This window comes from Psychroflexus longus (assembly GCF_020164595.1).
Classification (GTDB): domain Bacteria; phylum Bacteroidota; class Bacteroidia; order Flavobacteriales; family Flavobacteriaceae; genus Psychroflexus; species Psychroflexus longus.
Genome location: NZ_JAIQZE010000003.1, coordinates 70,137 through 88,808 on the forward strand (window position 1 = coordinate 70,137; position 18,672 = coordinate 88,808).

At 35.4% G+C, this 18,672-nt stretch carries 19 protein-coding genes, 1 other RNA gene and 1 pseudogene; 7 read left to right on the forward strand and 14 right to left on the reverse strand.

The window, feature by feature from the left end; translation table 11 throughout:
• Nucleotide 1: 1 nt before the first annotated feature.
• Nucleotides 2-892, reverse strand: coding sequence for a 3-hydroxyacyl-CoA dehydrogenase family protein (locus LB452_RS04210; RefSeq protein WP_224460479.1), 891 nt, complete (start codon nucleotides 890-892; stop codon nucleotides 2-4).
• Between the two features lie 21 nt (nucleotides 893-913).
• Nucleotides 914-1,879, reverse strand: coding sequence for a Gfo/Idh/MocA family protein (locus tag LB452_RS04215; RefSeq protein WP_224460480.1), 966 nt, complete (start codon nucleotides 1,877-1,879; stop codon nucleotides 914-916).
• A 471-nt stretch (nucleotides 1,880-2,350) separates the two neighbouring features.
• On the opposite strand from LB452_RS04215, the gene LB452_RS04220 reads away from it, so the two are divergent.
• The 3 genes from LB452_RS04220 to LB452_RS04230 all read left to right on the forward strand — a co-directional run bounded on the left by LB452_RS04220 (nucleotide 2,351) and on the right by LB452_RS04230 (nucleotide 4,188).
• Nucleotides 2,351-2,977, forward strand: coding sequence for a coiled-coil domain-containing protein (locus tag LB452_RS04220; protein ID WP_224460481.1), 627 nt, complete (start codon nucleotides 2,351-2,353; stop codon nucleotides 2,975-2,977).
• 48 nt (nucleotides 2,978-3,025) lie between these two features.
• Nucleotides 3,026-3,373, forward strand: coding sequence for a cupin domain-containing protein (locus LB452_RS04225; RefSeq protein ID WP_224460482.1), 348 nt, complete (start codon nucleotides 3,026-3,028; stop codon nucleotides 3,371-3,373).
• Nucleotides 3,374-3,546: 173 nt separating this feature from the next.
• Nucleotides 3,547-4,188 (forward strand): protein-L-isoaspartate(D-aspartate) O-methyltransferase, encoded by a 642-nt coding sequence (locus LB452_RS04230; RefSeq protein ID WP_224460483.1) that lies wholly within the window; start codon nucleotides 3,547-3,549, stop codon nucleotides 4,186-4,188.
• A gap of 696 nt (nucleotides 4,189-4,884) precedes the next feature.
• On the opposite strand, the gene LB452_RS04235 is transcribed toward LB452_RS04230, so the two are convergent.
• Both LB452_RS04235 and smpB read right to left on the reverse strand, forming a co-directional pair.
• On the reverse strand, nucleotides 4,885-7,359 hold the full coding sequence (locus LB452_RS04235) for a DUF5686 and carboxypeptidase regulatory-like domain-containing protein (protein ID WP_224460484.1): 2,475 nt from the start codon (nucleotides 7,357-7,359) through the stop codon (nucleotides 4,885-4,887).
• 24 nt (nucleotides 7,360-7,383) lie between these two features.
• Entirely contained in the window at nucleotides 7,384-7,848 is a 465-nt protein-coding gene (gene smpB / locus LB452_RS04240; RefSeq protein WP_224460485.1) for an SsrA-binding protein SmpB, read from the reverse strand.
• 86 nt (nucleotides 7,849-7,934) lie between these two features.
• On the opposite strand from smpB, the gene LB452_RS04245 reads away from it, so the two are divergent.
• On the forward strand, nucleotides 7,935-8,684 hold the full coding sequence (locus LB452_RS04245) for a DUF6503 family protein (protein WP_224460486.1): 750 nt from the start codon (nucleotides 7,935-7,937) through the stop codon (nucleotides 8,682-8,684).
• Here LB452_RS04245 and LB452_RS04250 read toward each other — a convergent pair.
• Together LB452_RS04250 and LB452_RS04255 are read right to left on the reverse strand one after the other, a co-directional pair.
• Nucleotides 8,671-9,252 (reverse strand): histidine phosphatase family protein, encoded by a 582-nt coding sequence (locus LB452_RS04250; protein WP_224460487.1) that lies wholly within the window; start codon nucleotides 9,250-9,252, stop codon nucleotides 8,671-8,673. The genes LB452_RS04245 and LB452_RS04250 overlap by 14 nt on opposite strands.
• A complete protein-coding gene (locus LB452_RS04255) occupies nucleotides 9,249-10,364 on the reverse strand; it encodes an esterase-like activity of phytase family protein (protein WP_224460488.1) in 1,116 nt (371 codons plus the stop codon). The genes LB452_RS04250 and LB452_RS04255 overlap by 4 nt, the downstream gene beginning before the upstream one ends.
• A gap of 64 nt (nucleotides 10,365-10,428) precedes the next feature.
• Between LB452_RS04255 and LB452_RS04260 the strand changes: the two are divergent.
• Nucleotides 10,429-10,605: pseudogene (locus tag LB452_RS04260) on the forward strand (CsbD family protein); the annotation flags it as partial.
• Nucleotides 10,606-10,661: 56 nt separating this feature from the next.
• Here LB452_RS04260 and LB452_RS04265 read toward each other — a convergent pair.
• The 4 genes from LB452_RS04265 to LB452_RS04280 form a co-directional block, all read right to left on the reverse strand.
• Nucleotides 10,662-11,744 carry a peptidylprolyl isomerase gene (locus LB452_RS04265; RefSeq protein ID WP_224460489.1) on the reverse strand — a complete coding sequence of 361 codons (1,083 nt, stop codon included), beginning with the start codon at nucleotides 11,742-11,744 and terminating at the stop codon, nucleotides 10,662-10,664.
• Between the two features lie 148 nt (nucleotides 11,745-11,892).
• On the reverse strand, nucleotides 11,893-12,942 hold the full coding sequence (locus LB452_RS04270) for a peptidylprolyl isomerase (RefSeq protein WP_224460490.1): 1,050 nt from the start codon (nucleotides 12,940-12,942) through the stop codon (nucleotides 11,893-11,895).
• A 12-nt stretch (nucleotides 12,943-12,954) separates the two neighbouring features.
• A complete protein-coding gene (gene gldI / locus LB452_RS04275) occupies nucleotides 12,955-13,497 on the reverse strand; it encodes a gliding motility-associated peptidyl-prolyl isomerase GldI (RefSeq protein ID WP_224460491.1) in 543 nt (180 codons plus the stop codon).
• Nucleotides 13,494-14,507: a DHH family phosphoesterase gene (locus LB452_RS04280; protein WP_224460492.1), complete on the reverse strand. Its 1,014-nt coding sequence runs from the start codon at nucleotides 14,505-14,507 to the stop codon at nucleotides 13,494-13,496. The genes gldI and LB452_RS04280 overlap by 4 nt, the downstream gene beginning before the upstream one ends.
• A 71-nt stretch (nucleotides 14,508-14,578) precedes the next feature.
• Here LB452_RS04280 and LB452_RS04285 point away from each other — a divergent pair, with 71 nt between their 5' ends.
• Together LB452_RS04285 and LB452_RS04290 are read left to right on the forward strand one after the other, a co-directional pair.
• Nucleotides 14,579-15,634: an alkaline phosphatase D family protein gene (locus LB452_RS04285; RefSeq protein WP_224460493.1), complete on the forward strand. Its 1,056-nt coding sequence runs from the start codon at nucleotides 14,579-14,581 to the stop codon at nucleotides 15,632-15,634.
• Nucleotides 15,635-15,700: 66 nt separating this feature from the next.
• Complete coding sequence (locus tag LB452_RS04290; protein WP_224460494.1) at nucleotides 15,701-16,120, forward strand: nucleoside-diphosphate kinase; 420 nt, start codon at nucleotides 15,701-15,703, stop codon at nucleotides 16,118-16,120.
• 74 nt (nucleotides 16,121-16,194) lie between these two features.
• Here the strand turns inward: LB452_RS04290 and rny are convergent, their stop codons facing one another.
• The 4 genes from rny to LB452_RS04310 all read right to left on the reverse strand — a co-directional run bounded on the left by rny (nucleotide 16,195) and on the right by LB452_RS04310 (nucleotide 18,552).
• A complete protein-coding gene (rny, locus tag LB452_RS04295; RefSeq protein WP_224460635.1) occupies nucleotides 16,195-17,757 on the reverse strand; it encodes a ribonuclease Y in 1,563 nt (520 codons plus the stop codon).
• A 44-nt stretch (nucleotides 17,758-17,801) separates the two neighbouring features.
• Nucleotides 17,802-17,915: non-coding RNA, 6S RNA (gene ssrS, locus LB452_RS04300), on the reverse strand.
• Nucleotides 17,916-17,966: 51 nt separating this feature from the next.
• Nucleotides 17,967-18,260 (reverse strand): cell division protein ZapA, encoded by a 294-nt coding sequence (locus LB452_RS04305; RefSeq protein ID WP_224460495.1) that lies wholly within the window; start codon nucleotides 18,258-18,260, stop codon nucleotides 17,967-17,969.
• A 1-nt stretch (nucleotide 18,261) separates the two neighbouring features.
• Nucleotides 18,262-18,552 (reverse strand): hypothetical protein, encoded by a 291-nt coding sequence (locus LB452_RS04310; protein ID WP_224460496.1) that lies wholly within the window; start codon nucleotides 18,550-18,552, stop codon nucleotides 18,262-18,264.
• Between the last annotated feature and the right edge of the window lie 120 nt (nucleotides 18,553-18,672).

Sequence of the window (18,672 nt, forward strand, 5' to 3'; positions counted from 1 at the left end):
GTTAGGACGTAAATTGTGAAGATACTTTTTCAGCTTTTTTGCTTTCGCTATAGTCGTAAAAGCCTTCACCAGATTTAACGCCGAGTTTTCCTGCTCTTACCATATTCACTAGCAATGGACATGGGGCGTATTTTGGATTTTTGAAGCCGTCGTACATCACTTCTAGTATTGACAAACAAACGTCCAATCCAATAAAGTCAGCTAACTGTAAGGGTCCCATAGGGTGAGCCATACCAAGTTTCATAACGGTGTCAATTTCTTCAACTCCAGCTACATTATTGTAAAGTGTTTCTACCGCTTCGTTGATCATCGGCATCAGGATTCGGTTTGCTACAAATCCTGGATAGTCGTTGACTTCAGTAGGAACTTTTCTAAGGTTTTTAGCCAGTTCAACAATGGTATTGGTAATTTCATCACTGGTATTGTAACCTCTAATGATTTCAACCAATTTCATAATTGGCACTGGATTCATAAAGTGCATCCCAATTATTTGCTTTGGTCTGCCAGTGACGGCTGCAATTTTGGTAATGGGAATAGAACTTGTATTTGTAGCTAAAATAGCCTCAGAAGGACAAATTTTATCCAATTCTCTGAAGATATCCAGCTTTACCTTTTCATTTTCAGTTGCTGCTTCAACCACCAAGTCTGCATTTTTAGAGCCTTCAGCTATGCTGGTAAATGTGGTAAGGTTGCTTAATGTTCTTTTTTTATCATCCTCAGTTATCTTTTCTTTACTGACCATACGGTCCAGATTTCTGGTTATGGTAGCAATGCCTTTATCAAGGCTGTCTTTTGAAACATCGATGAGGCTAACGTTGTAATCAAATTGAGCAAACGTATGCGCAATACCATTGCCCATGGTTCCTGCACCTATAATTGAAATATTTTTCATGATCTGTTTATTTTGTAATGTTTAGTTATCAAATGCTTTTATAATCTGCATAGCCACTTTTAAAGCTTCGGTGCCTTGTTCCAAAGTAACTATGGGTGATGTGTTTGTTTCTATGGCTGTGGCAAAAGTTTCCAGCTCATCCAGAATGGCGTTGTTGGTTTCCACTTCAGGATTGTCAAAGTAAATTTGTTTTTTGACGCCCTCAGCATTTTGAAGAATCATGGCAAAGTCATCCGGTTCTTTTGGAGCATCTTTCATTTTTACCACTTCAGTGACTTTTTCCAGAAAATCGACTGAAACATATGCATCTCTTTGGAAAAAACGGGATTTCCGCATGTTTTTCAATGAAATTCTACTGGCCGTTAAGTTGGCAACGCATCCATTTTCAAATTGAATTCTGGCATTGGCAATATCAGGGGTTTCAGAAATAATTGACACGCCACTGGCATTAATGCTTTTGACTTTGGAATCTACAATGCTCAAAATCGCATCGATATCGTGTATCATCAAGTCCAAAACTACCGGCACATCCGTACCTCTTGGGTTGAATTCTGCCAAACGGTGTGACTCGATGAACATCGGATTATCTATTTTATCAATGGCCGCTCTAAAGGCAGGATTGAAACGTTCTACATGCCCCACCTGACCTTTAACGTTGTAGTATTTGGCTAAAGCAATCAACTCTTCTGCTTCTTCAACAGTAGAAGTAATAGGTTTTTCAATAAACACATGCACACCAGCTTTTATGGCTTGTATGGCAGTCTGGTAATGATAGGTGGTTGGAGTAACGATATCGATAACATCTATTTTCTCTAGTAATTTATCGATGCTTTCGTAATGCGGATAGCCAAATTCCTTTTCAATGGCTAAGGCATGAGTTTTATTGGTATCGTGAAATCCAACGAAGTTGTATTTTTTGGATTCATTGAGCAATCTCAGGTGAATTTTACCGAGATGTCCTGCTCCCAAAACGCCGACTTTTAGCATAAATAGTGTGATTTTATACAAAAGTAACATTTCTTTTTCAGTAAACTGAACTCCCTTTAAGTCTTATAGAGTTTCTTTTAGATTTTGTAATGGTATACAGCTCAATAGTAAATTATGAATGCACTATTTTTAATTTACTGTTCACTGTGATGTTGTTTCTTAGGGTAAATATTTAAATAACCCTCTATAAATCACAAATTCATGATTTATAGAGGGTTATCCATATTAAAACACTATCTTATATAAATTAATAAAGATTATATGTCATTAAAATTATTATAACCAATGGATTATGGATAATACAAAAGAATTGGAAAAGTTGCGGAATTTAAAACGAATTTTAGGGTTTCAGGAATTAGAAATTAAAACATTGAAAAAAGAATTAGTTTCCTTAGGGAAAAAAATAAATCTCAATTTGAACAAAAACACAAACAAGCGGAAGACTTATCTATTGCAAATAAAAAGCTCGCATTGCAAAATATTGAAAAGCGAAGACGAATTGAGGAATTGATAAAAACTAATGATGAACTTGATTTTCAAAAAGAGCAAAAACAAAAACTTGCGGATGAATTACTACTTGCCAATAAAGATCATGCTTTGCAATATCAGAAAAAGCTTAAACAGGCTGACGAATTAAATGACACTCAAAAAGAACTCTCTAATCAAAAAGGCGCATTAAAAAAATGGGCGAATGAATTATTGAAGGCGAATAAAGAACTTGCTACACAATTTTACAAAAAGCAAAAAAAAGATGATGAATTAATAGAAGTACAAAAGGAGTTAGTTCAACAATATGATGCAAAAAAAGATTTGGCATCAGAACTTACTGCTGCTTACAAAGAGCTATCAGAAACCGAGGACTCACTGAGAAAATATATTGATGGATTAGAAGAGATGATTTTTATGGTTTCTCATGACGTAAGACAACCTGTTACCAAACTTATCGGTTTAACTAACCTTCTTGAAATTCCAGAAAATTATTCATCAGATGAAATAAAAATAATGATTAGTTATTTAAAACCATCAGCAATAGAACTAGATGTTGTGACTAAAAAGTTCACATCTTTAATAAGAGAAATTTTAGCAAAGAAGGTTTAAAATATGATAATATATCAAGATTAAACATTAACATAAAACACAAAAGTCATGAACATAGCAAACTTTAACGGTGATAAAATTTTTGGAGATAAAATAATGACGAAAGTAATTTTAGAGTCAGATTTCTCCAAAGAAATCAGAATTTTATTAGCTACTGGGCAGGTTTTGAAAGAGCATAAAAGTAAATTCCCAATTGTCATTCATGTGGTTGATGGCGCAATTGATCTAGGCGTAGAAAAAGTAACTCATAAACTAAACAAAGGTGGGATAATTGCTTTGAAAGCTAATGTACATCATGATTTGTCTGCTTTAAAAGATAGTGTCATCCGATTGACCTTGTCTAAGTCTGATTCAGTTGACCGCGTAAATGCAGTAGCAAAAGATTCTGCAAAATAATGTGGAATTAAAAAGATAAACTATTGATTTTTAATTATATAGTTGATAATCTGTGGCTTAAATAAACTATGGTAACGTTAGTTTTAATATTTCAGAAATAGAATGTCAATTCTTTCAAAATTTGCTTACAATTTTTTCTAATTTTACTTTAAGAGAAGTAAAAATCTAATCACTTGGAAGACAGTTACAGACAGCAAGGCAAACGCAAATTATTGGTAGAATTGATTCGAGAGAAAGGCATCAAAGATGAAAAAGTCTTGAGTGCCATCAACGCTATTCCAAGGCATTTGTTTATGGACAGCAGTTTTGAAGATCATGCCTACCAGGATAAAGCTTTTCCTATTGCCGCTGGTCAAACCATTTCTCAACCCTACACCGTAGCTTTTCAAACTGAACTTCTTCAGGTCGAACCTGGAGATCTAGTCTTGGAAGTAGGGACGGGGAGTGGTTATCAGGCGGCGGTGTTATGCGAACTCGGAGCCAAGGTTTACACGATAGAACGTCAGCAAAAACTCTATAAGAAAACGAAAAACTTTCTTCAGCAACTCGGTTACAGACCAAAATTTATGAGTTTTGGAGACGGATATAAAGGCTTGCCAGACTATGCTCCTTTCGATAAAATTATCGTTACTGCAGGAGCGCCGTTTATTCCTAAACCGCTTCTATCTCAACTTAAAGTAGGAGGCAGGCTGGTAATACCCGTGGGAGAGGATCCACAAATTATGACCTTGCTTAAGAGAACTTCAGCTACTAAATTTCAAAAAGAAACCTTTGGTGAATTTCGGTTTGTACCCTTGTTGGAGGATAAGAATTAGTTTTATGAGAATGATGTAAATACTGTAGGTTCTCTTTTTTACTCAGAGAGCGCTAAGAACAAGGCTAAGAAAATTAAGATAAGAACTCTCTCTTGTAATTCAGAAAGAGCCTTTTCAGCTTCGATGAGGAATCTTTGCGTTGATTTTAGAGATTTTTTAATTAATTATTCCTGCACTGTTTCAAGTTCGAGTGAAGTCGAGAACAAACTGTAATATAAATATTGAATACAGAATATCGAATATTAAATACTGAAGTATTTTTAATTTGTCTCTTGTCTCAAAACTAATTCACCACAAAGTCACTGAGGGCACAAAGTTAAAGTAACTCAAAAACATCCTTGTTTGAAGTTCGAGCGAAGTCGAGAACAAACTGTAATATAAATATTGAATACAGAATATCGAATATTAAATACTGAAGTATTTTTTAATTTGTCTCTTGTCTCAAAACTAATTCACCACAAAGTCACAGGGGTCACAAAGTTAAAGTAACTCAAAAACATCCTTGTTTCAAGTTCGAGCGAAGTCGAGAACAAATCACTTGATAAATACCAAATACAGAACATTGAATACTAAATACTGAAGTATTTTTTAATTTGACTTCTTAACTTAAATACCCAAAATACATTTCCTAAAACCTATTATCTAATAACTGATACCTTGATAATCAGAATGACAAGAAAAACATGTTATACGATTCTATAACGCATCCAGCAGTTTAATTCCAAATACAAAAGCACCGCTTTGCCATCCATCCTGATAAGGCTTCACATAATCTAATCTGAAAAATCTAAATTGGCCAAATCCTAAATTATCCAAGCCGACAGAAAATTCAGAATAAGGTTTGTTGGCATCGGTAAATAAACTTTTGGCACCAATTACCATATTGAAATTTAACCGATTGAGTAAAGGGACTTTATTCAGAAGGTAGCCTTTGAAGTTATGTTCCAGATGCACATCAGCATAATCTGAATTGGTAGACAGTTCGTAATAGGGCAGAAGGTTGAACTGGTTGAGGTAAGTGCTGGAAGTACCCACTCTGGTTTGGTTGCCGTTAAAATGTTTAAAATCCAAAAAGGAGATGTTCTCCGCATTGAAAAATAAACCGCCGTTTAAGCTGTATCCCAACTCACCAAATCTGGAAATGGTCTTGGTTTGTGTGAGTCTGGCTTTTATGAGGTCGTAATTAAAATCAGAGATGTCTGAAGCAAATCCTTTTTCATAACTAAAACTCAATACAGGAAAACGGTTACTGTAAGTATCGTACTTTCCATTGGGGGTTTCTATATACTTTTGGTCAAAATTGACGCGACCAGCAATGGTGGCTCTACCTATATTATGAGAAGGAAAGAGTAAAGAACCAAAGGCTTCGGGAGCCAGTGGATTATTGGAAGTAAAACCTCCATTTTTGTTGCTTATTAGCGGTGAATTGGTGGAGTTGGTCAAGGCGCGTCGTCTTTCAAACTCCAGGCTGGCACTCATCCGCAATCCATTTATAACCTCCTGACTATAAGTAGCTTTGCCAAATACTTTCTCGTAAAGTTTTAGGTAATTTCTTTCAAAAAAGATTGAGGCTATCGAAGATAAACGCTCATTAATAGGATTGGTAGAATTGATTTCCTCCAATTTAGTTCCACCAGATAGACTTAAAAAGGGTTTTGAAAAATTATTGAACTTTTTGGTGAATTGTCCGTAGGCTCTCAGTTTTTCTTCAGAAAATCCGTAATCTAAAAAGGCTCTTGCTTCCCAAAAACTTCTATAAGTTCCAGCGCTGTCTTTTTGGGTAAAATAAACATCAGATTTGATGTTGTAACCTTGTACTGTGTTGTAGTTAACATCGGTAAGTCCGGTAAATCCTGCAGCTTGATTGGTCGTTGAATTTTGCCAGGAATACCCGAAAATAGGATCAGTTACATTGAATTTGTTTCTGGCGGTATCCACAGAATCTTTGTAAGGTTGAGAATTTCTAAGGGTTTGGATGCTGTCTTTGAAGCTGTAATCCTTAAGTTCTAGTTCCGTTAATGGAACTGGCCTGTTTTTCTCCCAGAACAAACTGTCTTTGGTATTGGCTTCTTTGTCAAAAACGATGATGGCATTGCTAAAATCTTTTTTAGTCAAGCCAGGATTGAAGTCATAATTTTTATAAGACGCAACAAAATTTCCATTTCCAGAAATCCCGAAAATACCCCAGCTAAAAGAAATGTCTTGAGATATCAAGACCCAAAACTTATTTTCTTCGCTGTAACTAAAGGTTTGATTGAGATTGATTTCGTCGATGACTTCAATTTGTAGCGATTTTCCAGTGGTTTTTAGCTCCACGCCAAAAACTTCCCAGGTATCTTCTATGATGTAAATAAGTCCACTAAACACCGCATCATTTGGCCGTTTGGGTATCACCTTTATTTTATTAACAAGAAATCTGTCGTTATCATAAAACGTCCCGACTAGTTCATAATCGTAGTAATTCATGGCGTAGTTGGCAATAGGTGAAACTAGATTATTACCCAGATTTAAAGTGTTTTCATAGACTGAAAAATTAAATTCTTCAGCAGAATTAAAGCTAAAACCTCGGTCGTTTCCACTAACTTTTGAAGCGATGATGTTTTCCTTGAAATTATTTGGGGCTTTGTAGGCGATTTTAGAAACAGTTTCACTTAAATAGACTACACCACTACGTGTTGAATCTAAGCCACCGCCAAGGTCACCAATTTCTTGACCCAAAATTTTCTCTGGTGCATTCTGAATTTCCCACAATCCTTTGGAATAAAATTCAGCTTTGAATTCTTTAATTTTAGTCAAATTTTCTTTCCGTTTTTCTATCGCATTTCGGATGATTCCATAAGCAGGATCTTCATTGTTACTAATCACCACATCATCCAGGCTAGTTACTTTTTCTAACAATTTGACCTCAATAAAATTATCTTGATCTTTCAGAACGACAGTTTTTGTTTCAAACCCTAAAAATTTAAAAACAATCGACTGTTCTTTTGAAGCATCAACTCTAATTCTAAACTCACCATTAGCATTGGTCGTAGTTCCATTGAAAGTCCCTTCTACATAGACATTCACATTCTGTAATGGGAGATTATTGGTGTCTGTGACTTTACCTTTAACTTGTGCAAGAGAATAGGAGGTAGAAACTAGTAAAATGAGGAGGATGAACGAATGCTTCATAAAGTTAGGTTAGTCAGGATAAAATCAGGTGTTGTAGGTTTTGTTGATTCGATTTAGTTTTCGTTTGGTGTCCCGATCTTTGATGGTTTCACGTTTGTCATGAAGCTTTTTACCTTTACACAAAGCAATCTGAAGCTTTGCAAAACCTCGGTCGTTTAGAAACAGTTTTAAAGGAATGATCGTCAATCCAGTATTTCTGACTTCTTTGTACAGTTTTTTCAACTCCTGCTTGTTGAGCAAAAGCTTTCTTGCATTTTTGGGTTTGTGGTTGAAATGAGTAGCATGGGAATATTCCTGTACATCCATATTGATAACAAACAATTCACCTTTGTCGTTGAACTCGCAGAAGCTTTCGGCAATGTTGGCCTTTCCTTCCCGAATTGATTTGATTTCAGTGCCTGCTAAAACAATTCCAGCTGTATATTTGTCCAAAATTTCATATTGAAATCTTGCTTTCTTATTCTTTATGTTAATCTTATTTTTTACCATATAGATTTTGAGTAATTGGTTCAAAAATAAGACTTTTGAAAGGATAGGAGTAAGCAATGATTAATGTTTATATTTAAATTAATACTATGACGAAGTATATTTTTAGCTTTCTAATACTTGCTTTAATAAGTTGTAAAGACTCAGAGAAGCCATTAATTTCAGAAGAAATAATTGACAAGGCAATCGAATATTCTGGTAAAACTAAGTTGAATAAAAACGTATTGAAATTCACCTTCAGAGATTACGATTACAAGGCTACTCCCACTTGTGATGGGTTTGAGTTCGAAAGAATTTCCAAAACTAAATCTATCAAAGATGTGCTTTACAAGGGAGAATTAACTCGTTACAAAAACGATTCTGTAGTGAAGCTGGCAGATACAACTGCATTTAAATACATGGAATCGGTTAATTCGGTGCATTACTTTATGCAACTTCCTTTGAGACTCAAAGATGATGCGGTAAAGCTAACCGATCTTGGGACTGAAGAAATAGAAGGTAACGAATACTATAAGTTAAAAGTCAATTTCTCTGAAGATGGTGGTGGAGTCGATTTTGAAGATATTTACATCTATTGGTTCGATGTAGAAGATTTTTCTATGGATTATTTGGCTTACAGTTTTATAGTTAACGAAGGTGGATTACGCTTTAGAAAAGCTATCAATAGGCGAACTGTTGACGGTGTTGTATTTCAGGATTACGAGAATTACAAGCCAAAATCCAAGTCTAAAAAGTTAGAGGATATTGGAAAAATGTACGAAAATGATAAACTTGAGCTCTTATCTCTGATACAAAACGAAGAAATTGAACTTCTTCCAAAAGAACTCAATTGTAACTGAAATTTTCAGGAACTATTCTGGTGATTATATAATCTTTTACGTTGAGGTTTTCATCAACTTCAACTTTAAAGAATACATCGTAGGTGCTTTCGTCTAATTTTTCGTATTTATTCTCAGCTAATATTTCATTGACAAATCTCGGGCTGGTATTGCTGTGACCAACCACTACAACATTTTTACCATAGGTGTCTTGCCAGAATTTTTTTGTGAACAACGAATCCTTACCACCATCATAACTTAAAATATCTCCTTTATAGTAGTGTACTGTTGGAATCAAGGTTTGGATTGTTCTGCTGAAATCTGTAGAATAAAATAAATCCAGTTCTTTATCTGCAAAATAGACTTTAGCCAGATAATTAGCGCGTTTTATTCCTTCTTCAGTAAGTTGTGGATCTTTATCATTGGGGTCTAGCGTGTCCTTTTCGGCATGCCTCAGAAAATAATAAGTTGTGGTTTGAGCTTCTTTTTCTTCTGGAATATCAAATTGAAACGTGTTTTCTTCTTCATTTTTACAAGAAAATAATAAAGAGATGAAGGCTAACGCAAGAAAGTAGTATTTTGTTTTCATTGATTTTCTATTAATTCTAAAAGAATAAATTGGTTGATTTGTGGCCCAAAACTACTGAAATTATCGTCCGATGCAATTATTAAACTCTTGTTTCCATTGGGTAATATAGGTCCAAAGCATAAGCCTTCCAGATTGTCAATGATCTTGTCGGTCAGTTTCGACTTAATACTTTTAAAATCAAAGAGCAGACTTTTTTTAGCATAAATAACATTTTCAGAAGTGTTTTCAAGTTGCTCAATATCTTTAGTATTTGAAGCATTTCTGATGTCTACAAGAAAGAGTTTTACTTTATTACCCTGACTTTTATGACCTGCTGAATAAGATCTTTCCAGCACTAAAAATTTTACATTTTCTAGCTGTAAAATTTCAGTTAATCCGTTCACGGCAAAAGGGACAAGTGGAATTTTAGTAATTCTATCTAGGTCCATTGCATATTGACGGGTAACTTGATTTAGTTCTCTGTCAAAATAACTCAGCCGAATTGGAGAATTGGTATTATAAAGTTTTGGGGCTTTACCATCTTCAATTAAAGGTAATTCGTTGGCAAACCAAAACCCATCCGAATTCAAACTCATAGAAAGTCCTTCAAAAACACCGTTTTGCCGAGGTTGATTTTCACCTCCTGGTAGAAAATAGTCCGGCAACGTATATTCTTTCAGAAATCGTCCATCGGGACTGACTTTGAATATCGTTGGGGGTAATTCTTTATTAATACTACCTTCTGTAGAAATCAGATAATTGTCTTCATCAAAGCGAAGGGACTCCATGTCCAGAGCATTTTTTTTAAAAAAAGGATCTGCTTTAAGTTTCACTACTGAAGTAAAAACCAAAGTATCTAGCTTGAAGTCAACGAGATTAAATTCAGCAGAAAAGATGAGTGGATTGGAAGGTGAATCATTGACCATTATGAGTTGTCCGTCTTTGTAATCGATGCCTGAGATTCCGCCATAGGTTTCATTACTATAAGTAAATCCACTTGGTATTGTGTATTCATCAATGAATTTTACTTGGTAGTTTCCACCCTTTAATGTCTTAGTTGTGCTACAGCTTATTAAAAAAACTAAAAGAAAACAAAAACTCAAAAATTGAGTTAAATTGGATTTTGTTAGCATAAAATAAAGAATTGTTGAGTAAATTGTATATATAATAATTTAAAAATTTAATATTATGAACTGAGATCAATTAGAAGGAAAATTCAATGAAGCTAAAGGTAAATTGAAGCAAAAATATGCAAAACTTACAGATGACGATTTAAAATATTCTGAAGGTAAATTTGATGAAATGCTCGGTAAGCTTCAAGAAAAAACCGGAAAAACCAAAGAACAATTGAAGGAAGAAATCGATAAGTTATAACTGATATTCAATAAATTAAAAATCCCCAATTTCAAGTGAAATTGGGGATTTTTAATTTATTGCTTTTTAAAGTCCACGAGTTCCACATCAAATATCAAAATTGAATAGGGAGGGACTGGCCCTGCTGCTCTCTCATTATATGATAAATAGGGCGGTATTATAAATTTTGCTTTTTCTCCTTTCTTTAAAAGCTGTAGTCCTTCGTCCCAACCTGGAATAACTTTTCCTATCCCAAGTTCAAACTCTATGGGCTGACCACGGTCATAGGATGAATCGAATTTTGTGCTATCGATTAAAAAACCTTCGTAGTGAACTTTTAGCATATCTCCAGGTTTTGGAGATTCCCCCTTGTTATTCTCTTTGGTGATTTTATATCTTAATCCACTTTCGGTCTCTTGATAACCTTTAGAATTTTCTTCAACCCATAGTTTTCTTTCTTCAGCTTCTTTTCTCAAATTTTCTTCATAAGCAGCTACACGGCTTTCAAAAGCCTCTATGGCATCAAATTTTTCTGCATCGCTTCCTTTCCTGATGATAGTTACTTTTTCAATATAAACTTTGTCTACTGGTCTATTGGCACCACCTGTTTCTACATCACCAATAGAATCTACGACATCATAATTGATAACAACTTCTCCAAAAACAGTGTGTAAACCGTCAAGATGTGGGGTTGGACGCAATGTTATAAAAAATTGACTTCCATTGGTTTGCCCAGTGTTGGCAAAAGGATCCTTCGTATCCTGAGCATCACTATTAGCCATGGATAAGATGCCTTTTGCATCATGTGTGTAATTGCCATCAGTTTCATCAGGAAACTTAAATCCTGGTCCACCTCGTCCTGTACCTCTTGGATCACCACCCTGGATAATAAAATCTTTGATCACTCTATGAAAAATCAAACTATCGTACAATGGCTTGTCGCTATATCGCTTTTCGGTAAGTGGATGCACTCCTTCTGCAAGGGCTACAAAATTTCCTACAGTCATGGGAACATCTTTGTAGTGCAGCTTTGCAACAAAATCTCCTTTGGAAGTTTTGAATTCTGCATAAAGTCCATCTTCCAATTCTGAATATTCCGAAGAGCAGCTTTGAATTAGAATTACAAATACTGCAAAAAGTGACAACCGTAAATATTTCATTCTATTCAAGTTTAAGTATCTTATGGAAAGATTTTATTTAATAAAATCAACCAAATTAAATTATATATAGTCCTTCAAAAAAATTTCCAATTGGATGAAGGATGTCCAATTGGAAATTTAAAACAATTGATCACTTAAATGTATAGGTCTAATTGTTTGATTCCACTTCCAACAATTCGACTTCAAATTTTAAAATTGAGTTTGGAGGAATTGGTCCAGCCTGCCTAGCACCATAAGCTAATTCGGAAGGAATAACGAGTTCTGCTTTTTCTCCTGTTTGCAACAACATAATACCTTCATCCCAACCTGGGATAACTCTTCCTGTCCCCACAGGAAATTCAATGGGCTGGTCTCTGTCTAGAGACGAGTCAAACTTAGTTCCATCAAGAAGATAACCTGTGTAATGAACTTTTACTAAGTCACCAGCTTTTGGAGTAGTACCATTTGGATTTTCTTCTGTCATTTTGTAACGGAGTCCACTTTCTGTTATTTCAAAACCTTCACTAGCTTCCTCTAATTTAGCTTTTCTTGCTTCTTCAGCTTCAGCCATTGCTTCTTCTGCTTTTTGCACTCCATTTTTGAAAGCTTCAACGGCATCAAATGCTTTAGCATCACTTCCTTTTCTAAGAATGTTGACTGTCTCTATCACTACATCTTCTACAGGTTTATCTCTTGCGCCGGTTTCTACCTTACCGATGCTATCAACAACTTTTTCACCAACCACTGTTTTCCCAAAAACACTATGTTTTCCGTCAAGGTGTGCTGTTGGAACCAATGTAATAAAAAACTGACTGCCATTGGTTTTTGGTCCAGCATTGGCCATAGAAAGAACTCCTTTTTCATGACCCAATTTTGGAGTTAATTCGTCTGGAAATTTGTAGCCAGGACCTCCCTGGCCTGTACCGCTAGGATCGCCACCTTGAATCATAAATCCGTCTATTATTCTATGAAAAATGATACTGTCGTAGAATTTTTTGCCTTCATACTTTTCATCAACTTTAGGATGGTTGCCTTCGGCTAGAGCTACAAAATTACCAACGGTCATGGGTACTTGTTGGTAATATAATTCGGTTACGAAATCTCCTTCTGAAGTTTTAAATTCTGCATACAAACCATCCTCAAGATCTGGATATTTGGAAGAACAGCTATAAATAAGCAATCCAAGTAGGGCAACTAATGATAATTTCAGTGTTTTCATTTTACTTTAGTTTTAATCTTTATTAATTTTTATTTCATTCAATGTTACAGTAGCCTTGAGAGCAACGTGAGTTCCTATTTTATCGTTGTCTCCATAATATCCGTAGGCCTGGTGGGAAGGAAAAAGAAAAGTAACAGTTTCACCTTCTTTCATCAGTTTGAGACCTTGTCGCAAGCCTGTAAAAATTTCTTCTTTATCGATAACGTAAGCTCTCTCACCAAGCTCTTTTCTCGAATAGATGGTATCTCCCTGTAAAGTGAGAATATTATAATTAAACTCTACTTCGTCTCCGAAATTTGGAGTGATAGAATCCTTTTTATTTTCTGAATTGTAATAATACCAGAATCCATCTGCCGATGTGATATAGGTGTTTGTAGAATCTTTTTCTATTATTTCTTGGATATAAGCTTCTTCCTTTTCCACTATAGCTTTATTCATCACTAAAGACTTGGTTGTAAAACTTTTTGAAGCTCTACTCACAGGTTTTCTCGGTTCAGGAGATTTACATGCCTGTATCGAGACGATTAAGAAAACTAAATAAATTATTGATTTCATGAAAGTTCTTTCCTGTAGTTAGTTAATGTCTCTTCAAATTTTTCTAAAGTTGAATTTAGATCCAAATCGCTTTTACCTCCAGCCGCATTGTTGTGACCACCACCACTATAATGGTTTCTTGCAAAAGTATTTACATCAAAATCACCAATGGATCTGAAAGAAATTTTAATAATATTCTCCGCTTTATTTTCAATAAAAATAACTGCGAATTTGATTCCTCTCAAGGATAATGCGTAATTCACAAAACCCTCGGTATCGCCCTTTTTGAAACCATGCTCATTTAAATCTTTCTGGGATAGATAAATGTAAGCCGTGCTTAAATCCTTTAGGACTTTTAAATTCTGCAGAGCTTTTCCTAGCAAATGCAGTCGGCTTTCAGCATTATTGTCAAATGTGTTTTGATGTATTTCAGAGTTATTTGCACCAGCATCGATCAAGTCTGCAATAATCCTATGGGTTTTGCTGGTCGTTGATGGAAACCTGAATGAACCTGTGTCCGTCATAATGCCAGTATAAAGACAGCTAGCGATATCTGCTGTCAATTTTGTTTCTGGATATTCTGTGGTTATATATTCATGTACAAGTTCGCAGGTAGACGCTATAGACGTGTCCGATAGCATGTAAGGAGCGTAATCTGCTGGTTGTTGATGATGATCTATCATTATAAAAGTTATGTCCATTTTTTGAAGATAATCACCAAGGCTTCCTGTTCTATCCAGGTGATTAAAATCTAAGGTGAATACAAAATCGGAGTTATCCAATTTTTCTTCACATTGAGATTTTTCAGTATCGTAGCAGAGAATTTCATCTACACCGGGTAGCCAGGCCAGAAAGTCTGGAAAGCTATTTGGCATAATCACCTGAGATGTAATCCCTAGCTCTTTCATAAATAGATGCAGGCCAAGTGTCGATCCTAAAGCATCACCATCTGGATTTTTATGACCAATTATACTAACTTTTGAATTCTTATTCAGTTGGCCTTTGAGCCCATCTATCGTATTTTTCCTCATAGAAGTCAAATGTACAAATTCTTAATAATGCAATAACATTTGAATTTCTAGATTTGTGAAAATTATATATTATGAAAAATACATGCTTACTTTTGGTTTTTGCCAGTCTTTCGCTTTTATCCTGTAAATCCAAAACAGAAAATGAGAGTTCAGAAGTAACTTCTAAATCATTACAAAAGACAAGCTTCAGAATAGCTTTAGGTAGTTGTAACCGCCAAAATATGTCACAGGGATTCTGGTCCACTATTGAAAAAGATTCAGCAGATATTTTTGTTTGGGGGGGGGACAACATATACGCTGACACTCCAGATATGGAACTGATGGGAGCTAAGTATGATACTTTAAAAAGCAACACCTATTATCAATCTTTCGTTTCCAGTCTACCAAATGCCCCCATTGGCGTTTGGGATGACCACGATTATGGAAAAAATGATGCGGGTAAAGAATGGAAGTATAAAGATCAAGCAAAATTTTTGTACATGGACTTTTTTGAGTTGGATTCTACTCATGCGATGGCGTCCAGAGGAGGAACTTATTATTCTAAAGTCATCAGTGCAGGCGATAAAAGTATCAAGTTCTACTTGTTAGACACGCGGTATTTCAGAGACGGAATGCAGGGTGCTGAAAATCCAAATCATAGATATCAGCCTCATTCATCTAAAGACTCAACATTATTAGGGCAGGAGCAGTGGAAGTGGCTTGAAGATGAAGTTGAAAATTCGCAAGCAGACTTTAATATTATTGTAAGCAGTATCCAGTTTTTATCTAGTGAGCATGGTTTTGAAACCTGGGGTAATTTTCCACATGAAGTGGATAAAATGGAAGCTCTGCTTCAATCAAATTCTTTAAAAAATATTCTTTTATTGAGTGGTGACCGACATATTTCCGAGTTTTCACAAAAGAAAGTAGAAGATCTTGGTTACCCATTGACAGATTTCACCTCTAGTGGATTAACGCATTCTTACTCTTCTTATGATGGAGAACCAAATCGTTATAGAGTAGGTGAGGTGACTGCTGAAAGCAGCTATGGAATAGTGGATTTAAATTTGACAGAAGAAAATGCTTATTTGAAAATAAAATCAACGAAAGATGGACGTATCCTGCAAAGTTTAACTCTCAAATTCTAATGTTAAGGCTTAATATTTAAGTCTAAAGAATTGCTTACTTTTGCAACCAAAATAAAAAACACTATAATGGCAGTAACTAAAACATTTACTATGCTTAAGCCAGATGCAGTTTCTAAAGGCTACATCGGTGATATCTTAAAACAAATTACTGGATCAGGTTTCAGAATTGTGGCACTTAAAATGACGCACATGACTGAGAATGATGCTAAGGCTTTTTACGAAGTCCATAAGGAAAGACCTTTTTATGGTGAACTAGTTGAGTACATGACTAGTGGACCTATAGTTGCTGCAGTTCTTGAAAAAGAAAATGCAGTAGACGATTTCAGAACTTTGATTGGTGCAACCAATCCAGAAGAAGCTGCTGAAGGAACTATACGTAAAACATACGCAACATCAATCAGTGAAAACGCTATTCATGGAAGCGATAGCGATGAAAATGCTACGATAGAGAGCAACTTCCACTTTTCAGGCAGAGAGCAGTTTTAAGTTAAAACATTACTTTAAACAAGAAGGGCTGTTTCAATCGAAACAGCCCTTCTTCTTTTAGGTCGTAAATCTATTTATTTAGCAATATTAATCGCTCTAGTCTCTCGTATGACGGTCACTTTTACCTGACCTGGATATGTCATATCCGTTTGAATTTTTTGAGAGATTTCAAAGGATAATGCGGAGGCCTTTTCGTCAGTTACTTTTTCACTTTCTACAATCACTCTCAATTCTCTACCTGCTTGAATAGCATAAGCCTTCTTGACGCCTCCAAATCCAAAGGCAATTTCTTCAAGATCTTTTAGACGTTTCACATAGGAATCTAAGACTTGTCTTCTTGCGCCTGGTCTTGCACCACTTATAGCATCACAAACCTGAACTAATGGCGAAAGTAATGAGGTCATCTCCACTTCATCATGGTGAGCCCCGATGGCGTTGCAAATCTCAGGTTTTTCACCATATTTTTCTGCCCATTGCATACCTAAAATAGCGTGAGGTAATTCTGTTTCATTTTCTGGAACTTTACCAATATCATGGAGCAAACCAGCTCGCTTGGCGAGTTTTGGATTCAATCCCAATTCTGAAGCCATGATTCCACAAAGGTTGGCGACTTCTCTGGAGTGTTGTAGCAGATTCTGTCCGTAAGACGATCTGTATTTCATTCTACCGACCATCTTCACAAGTTCAGGGTGTAAACCATGAATTCCAAGATCAATGATAGTTCGTTTACCAATGTCCGCAATTTCTTCATCAATTGCTTTTCTTGTTTTCTTAACGACTTCTTCAATTCTCGCCGGGTGAATTCTACCGTCGGTTACTAATTTATGTAAGGATAATCTAGCGACTTCCCGACGAATAGAATCAAAGCAAGAGAGGATGATAGCTTCTGGCGTATCATCCACTATGATTTCAACTCCAGTTGCCGCTTCGATTGCTCGTATATTACGTCCCTCTCTACCTATTATTCTACCTTTTACATCATCACTTTCAAGGTTGAACACCGATACACAATTATCAATGGCTTCTTCTGTTCCAACTCTCTGTATAGTATTGATGACAATTTTCCTTGCTTCCTGTTGAGCTGTAAGTTTTGCCTCTTCAACGGTATCCTGGATCATCTGCATGGCTTCAGCCTTCGCAGTTTCACGTAGAGACTCCATAAGTTGTTTTTTTGCATCCTCCGCGCTAAGACCACTTAAGACTTCAAGTTGATTGATTTTACGCTGGAGAATCTTATCAATTTCTTCTTGTCTTTTCTCAAGATACTCCGTCCTGTAGGCGTAATCTTTCAATTTCTCCTCCAAATCTGTATTGAGTTTCTTTTGTTTGGAAAGTTCATTGGAAACCTGAGACTCTTTGTCTTTAGTTCTCTTTTCAGCTTCGCTTATTTTTTGGTCTCTGTTAAGGATGACCTTTTCATGCTCAGATTTGAGTTCAATAAATTTCTCCTTAGCTTGAAGTATTTTGTCTTTTTTGAGGCTTTCGCCTTCTTTTTCAGCTTCCTTAAGTATTTTCTGGGCTTCTTTTTCCGCAGTTTTTAAAGTTCCTGTTGCATTTTTACTATCAATTGTTTTCGAAATGATGAATCCTATGACAAGTCCAGCTACCGCTGCTATTATAATAAATGTAATCTCCATAATTGTATATATAAAAAAAGCCTGCATTAGCCTAGTTTTGTATAAAACTCCGTGTAAACAGGTTTAGGGATACTCAATTGATCAAGGATCCGCTGCACCGAAGTGGCGGCTTGCTTTAGCAACTGAAACTCACCCTTTTTAAATAGTAAATGTTGAGTTTATCAAAAAGGTACGACTAATACAGGCAGTATCGATTTATGTAATGAACGTTAGTTTAATTGTTTTTTGAGCATTTCATCTAATTCTTCAAGCCTTAGTTCAGCATTTTTTAATTCTGAAGAAGATGATAATTGATTTTGCTCAAGTTCTGCAGCAAATTGCAAAGCACTCATTGCTAATACATCTTGCTTGTCCCTTACAGCATAATCTTGCTCATATTTTTTGATAACTCCGTTTATTCTTTTAGCTGCTTTCCTTAGTCCTTCTTCTTGCTCTGGTCTGATGGTTAAAGGATAAACCCTGTCTGCAATCGATAATTTAATTTTTAGTTTATCTAAAGCCATTTCATTCTGCTAATTGAATAATACAAATATCTATTTCCTTAATTAAGCTATTTATTTTAAGTTTTGTCTCTCTTTTGTGCTCGGTACTGCCTAGCATTGCGTTGGCTGTTCTGAGTGTTTTGTTTTCTTGTTGTAATCTTTCTATTTCTGAATTTAATCCCGAAACAGATTCTGATGTAGAATGAAACTGGCTTTTTAAACGATTATGTTCAACCTTTAGACTTTCATAATCTGAAATCAATTTTTTCAAATTGACTTCTAAAGATTCAACGCTTGATACCAATTTACTCATCTACAACTTTCGCATTGCTTTAAAGCAAATTTAGCATCTATTAATGAATATGACAACCTACTTTGCATAAAATTCAAAATCAATTGAATTGTCGTTCCACAATCAAATTCGAAAACATGA